General features: G+C 49.4%; 3 protein-coding genes. 2 read left to right on the top strand and 1 reads right to left on the bottom strand.

Annotated elements, in window-relative coordinates:
* Window positions 1-391: 391 nt before the first annotated feature.
* Window positions 392-529: a hypothetical protein gene (locus ACUVJL_RS36295; protein ID WP_445250247.1), complete on the bottom strand. Its 138-nt coding sequence runs from the start codon at window positions 527-529 to the stop codon at window positions 392-394.
* Here ACUVJL_RS36295 and ACUVJL_RS36290 point away from each other — a divergent pair.
* Window positions 524-1,945, top strand: coding sequence for a CHAT domain-containing protein (locus tag ACUVJL_RS36290; RefSeq protein WP_445250246.1), 1,422 nt, complete (start codon window positions 524-526; stop codon window positions 1,943-1,945). The two genes, ACUVJL_RS36295 and ACUVJL_RS36290, sit on opposite strands and share 6 nt — an antisense overlap.
* Window positions 1,946-2,217: 272 nt before the next feature.
* Window positions 2,218-4,308: a hypothetical protein gene (locus ACUVJL_RS36285; protein WP_445250245.1), complete on the top strand. Its 2,091-nt coding sequence runs from the start codon at window positions 2,218-2,220 to the stop codon at window positions 4,306-4,308.
* The last annotated feature ends 487 nt before the right edge of the window (window positions 4,309-4,795 follow it).

Below are 4,795 nucleotides of genomic sequence, written 5' to 3'. Positions count from 1 at the left end.
GCACCTAAATCTACTACGGATCGCGAATTAAATAAGTTACATTTTTATTTTTTATTGGGGTATGGGGTGCCCGCCGGTCCTTTTTTGACGGGGGGGACGCCCATCCCACAAACTTGTGGAAGTTATTTAATTCTCATTCCTTAGTAGAAGATAAATATGCGATCGCCATGAAGCCGCGCCTCCAAGTTTTTGCATCTCAACCGCCCGCCGGAGTTCAGCTATTTCTCTGATCAAGATCGGCTGGTGCGGCCACATCCTCCTGCATAGCCCTCTATTCCTTTCTCAGCGGGAATCTGCTATTTTTATGCACAACTTCTCCATAATTTATAAAACTTTACATAAATCGCGAATTTCTTGGCGCGGGGACTCTGTTGGTGCTGGTGTGCGCACCCTACAGCAGAGATTTGCGGTTTGTCTTGAATGCTATAATCGTGCCGATCGCCAGCACAGTCAAATATTCCCACCTACATCCAAACTTTTGCCAACTGCTGCGGCTAACTGCGCCATTAACCGCCCCAAAAGCATGCACTACCAATCTCAGCAGCAACGCCAAAAACACAAGACTCAGAAAAAAATTAAAACAGCTATTTTTTACTGTTTGACAGCAATATTTTTCTGCTGGATCACCGCGAACCTCGCTGTAATTGCCCAAAACACAGGCCTGGGCGGACTTAACGGGCAAGAAATGAGAAATTTGCTCGATCGGGGAAACCTCACCGAAGCCGTAAACCGAATCGAACAAACCTGGGAAGAAGACTATCAAAAATACTTTGAACAAGATTTTGCGGCCCGTGCGAAAACCGCCGAAGCAATATCAAAAACTCTCTCCCGCCTAGGAGTTCAAACAAAGAAAAAACCAGCTTTAATTTACGCCATCCCGCGCACCGACCAACTAGAATTAATCTTAATATTACCCGATCGCCCACCCATTCTCCGCAGCGTCCCGTCAGCCAAACAAGAGAAATTGCTCTCAGTAGTCAAACAATTCAACAATGAAATCAGCAACCCCGTAAAACTCAACACCACCAGCTATCTAGAACCAGCCCAACAACTCTACAAATGGATAGTTGCACCCCTAGAAACAGATTTGCAAACAGCAAAAATTGAAACCTTGCTGTTCTGCGTCGGCGAAGGTTTGCGAACTGTACCCCTAGCAGCAATGCACGACGGACAGCGATTTCTGATCCAAAAATACAGCCTCGCCCGCATCCCTGCCTTCAAACTCACAGACAGCAATTACACCGACCTCAGAAACGCCCAAGTCCTAGCAATGGGAGCATCAGATTTCCCAGAAACGGCGAACAAAGAACCGCTGCCAGCAGTCCCGTTAGAACTAGGCGCGATCGCCCGACAGTGGCCTGGTCAATCCTTTCTAAACCAAGATTTCACCATAGTAAACTTGCAATCCCAGCGAAGGCAACAAAAATACGGAATCATCCACCTCGCTACCCACGCCGAATTCAGACCCGGAACCCCAAATAACTCCTACATTCAATTTTGGGACACGCAACTGAGCCTCGATCAAATGAGAGATTTAAAATGGAACAATCCGCCTCTTGAACTGTTAGTATTAAGCGCCTGTAGAACCGCCTTAGGAGACAAAGAAGCAGAACTCGGATTTGCCGGCTTAGCGCTGCAATCAGGAGCAAAATCAGCCCTCGCCAGCCTGTGGTACGTCAGCGATGCGGGGACTCTCGCCCTGATGAGTGAGTTTTACCAGCAGTTAAAAATCAGCAGCCCAAAAGACCCTCCAATCATTAAAGCTGAAGCTCTCAGACAAGCACAAATTGGTGCGATCGAAGGCAAAGTGACGATCGAAGGCGGTCAACTGCGAAGTTCCCGAGGCGAAACTCCCTTGCCCCCGTCCATCCGCAAACTCGACAGCAAAGATTTATCCCATCCTTACTATTGGGCAGCTTTTAGTATTATCGGCAGTCCTTGGTAAGTGCCCGAAAGAAACAGGCTTTTCGACTTGTTCCACAACGATAATTGTGCGCGAGATCCGTAGGGAAACGGCATTGCCTAAGTCCGGCGCGGGGATCTACCGATGGCACAGAAGAAACTAAAATTCTGGTTATGTAATCCTGCGGGCTTTTTCTTGACCGATCAAGGTGATAAACTGTACAAAATATAGTAATTCAATGCCTGTAGCTGTCGGCAAACAACCCGCCGCTAACCTGTGACGAATCAAGCGGGAGCCTTCAAGGGGAAACAAAGATGAAAAAATTAGAATTTTTGCTACAGAAAGAGGGCGATCGCGCCTGGTTGCCCCTAGAAACCCCCGACGTGGAAATTCTAGAAGGCAAATACCGCGTCGTTGCTCGCATTCAGCACCCCAACACCGACATCGAAATTCGCGTTACCCATACTTCCTTCGACGAAGCGCCGCAGCGGAAAGTCCAAAGCCGATCGGCCCGCACCAACCCCGAAGGATTAGTCGTGATCATTCCCTACACCAGGCTAAAACCCGGACTGTGGGAACTCTCCTGCTTGCCAGATCCCAAATCAACACCAGCAAAACCTTGGCAGTACGGCGTTCAGTTGGAAGTATTGCCCGCAGAATCGGAAACCTCCGAACCCCTACCGCCGATCGACCAAACCGAACCGGCACCCTCCGCCTCACACTCAGAAAAGGCAGCACCGATCGATCATCGCCGAGCCCCACAAATCGCAGCATCGGTCGATCGGCGCCCACCAGCCCAACTCCCAGCAGCCGAGTCAGCACCGCAGCAGACCAAAATCTACCAATTCCCCACTTCCCAAACCCCCGAACCCAAACCGGGCGTCAAACTCGAACTCGTCCTCGATCAAGAAACCTTCGTCACCCAACTCGGTCGCCCCTTAATCATTTCCGGCAAAATCGACATTCCCCAACTCCCCCAAAAAACCCGAAAAACAGCAACTCTCATCCCCGAATCCGAAGCGCTAGAACTCAAACAACTCATCGGTTCAGCACAACTGCAAATTTACCTGCGCGACCCCCAAACCTCAAAAATTCTCGCAGAAATCCAGCAGCCGATGCCAGAACAAGTTCCCCCCTGCATCTTTGCCTGCGTCACCTACATCCCAACCGAGTGCAAAAGCCGCCTAATATTAGGAGAAGCAATTCTCAGCAGCGGCAGCGTCACCCTAGCCACCAAAGTATTCACAATTACAGCCCGTTTAGAGCACCTTCTAGAGGCAATTAAAGACAATTTCCTCGAAGAAAAGCATCAAGCCGAACTCTCCCCAACAGTCTCAAAACAGCCTGGGAGCGCCAAAAGTCTATCCTTCCTCAAGCTAGTAGAAAAATCCTTAGATCCTCCATCCCCCGCCGAATCCCCAACAAACGTGCCCTTACCCCCTCAACTGCATTCCCGTCAGACTCCAAGTGCAGGTGGCCTAGATTTGCCCGCATTCGGTAACAAACTGCCCGAAAGCAGCCGATCGCAATTGCTTTCGGAAATCTCCAATTTGCCTCCAACAGCAGCAGAGTCGATCGACCCACAAACCAAACCTTTAGACCTCCCAACTTCCCCTCAAACAGCCTCCATCGGAGCGATCGACCCAAAACCCGAAAACAGCCCCCCCTTAGCAACAACAGCCCCAGAAACTCCGCCAGCACCCACAAAACAGGCATTTCAAACCTTAAACGTCCAAAATAGATTTTGGTCGCGACTGAGTTCCTTAGCCAGCAACGGCGAATCCCCCGAATGGCTCAAAGCAACCACCCTGTCGCCAACTCCAAAAGCCGCCGCTAATAGCAGCGACGAAATTGCCGTTGTGGAAGGAAGCAGCCCAACCCAGCAGCAACCCGAAACCAGCGAAACAATTTCCGATCCCAAATCTACTAGGTCCGAAGCCAGAGAATTTGTGGTTTTTGACGATCCCCCGCAGCCGAAACAAGTTGCTCAAAAAACCGCAACTGTCGCAGCAGAAGTAACTCCCCCAACTCCCTACGTTTTGCCAGAAGACGAGTTAGTACCGATGCCGGTTTTGGAATTGCCGCGTGCCGAAATCGTCGCCGGCGGACCCGTAAAAGTGCAAGTGCAACTGCCGGAATTAATGCCCCGGATTTATGTGAAAGTTTGGGTGTTCGATCGGCAAACCTACCTAATTCTCGATGGGCCGCGCTGGATTACCGAATTTAAAGCTAACGGGTTGGGAAGCGTGCGAGCAAGTGTCGAGTTAGAGATTCCCTACGGCTGTATGGAAGTCGAATTTGAGGCGATCGCCGTCGAAATGCAAACTCAGCGGGAAAGCCACAAAATAAGCGTTCACCGCCATGTTTTACCTCCAGCCGGGCCAACTTTGCCCCTCGAAGGGTAAGCCGAAATCCGCGTGCATCCGTTCTACTAAACTTGACAAGAATCTACCATAAATTTGGGGTCAGAGCCTCGTCATAAGCTTGACGACTTTAGCTTTCTTTTTTCTCAAGTCTGAAAACTTATTAAAAGTTTCCAGTTTTTATCTTGATATAGCCATCCTAAATCATTTGTAAATTTCTTACTCCCTCCCCGAACTCGCGGGGAGGGTTGGGGTGGGGTAAAAAATTTACGACTCCTGCAAGAATTGCTATAGCAATCCTAAATCATTTGTGAGTTTCTTACTCCCTCCCCAAGGCATCGGGGAGGGTTGGGGTGGGGTAAAAAATTTACGATTCATTTAGGATTGCTATATAGGGCTTGCTGAATAAGCCTAAAACCCTTACCTCAAAAGACTTTGACTCGCGTTCGGCGTTGACAATGTGTAAGACTATGAGCTAAAATTAGTCAAAAGCCATGCACAGCAGCACTTTCGTTCATGTACCGAAAAG

The sequence above is a fragment of the Microcoleus sp. OTE_8_concoct_300 genome (genome assembly GCF_031383065.1).
GTDB lineage: Bacteria > Cyanobacteriota > Cyanobacteriia > Cyanobacteriales > Microcoleaceae > Microcoleus.
Note: the sequence above shows the minus strand (reverse complement) of the source record. Positions and strands in the feature narration are given on the sequence as shown.

What these genes read in the sequence shown, in the direction of transcription:
- ACUVJL_RS36290 (WP_445250246.1), top strand. Translation starts at nt 524, where the DNA reads ATGCACTACCAATCTCAGCAGCAACGCCAAAAACACAAGACTCAGAAA.
- ACUVJL_RS36285 (WP_445250245.1), top strand. Translation starts at nt 2,218, where the DNA reads ATGAAAAAATTAGAATTTTTGCTACAGAAAGAGGGCGATCGCGCCTGG.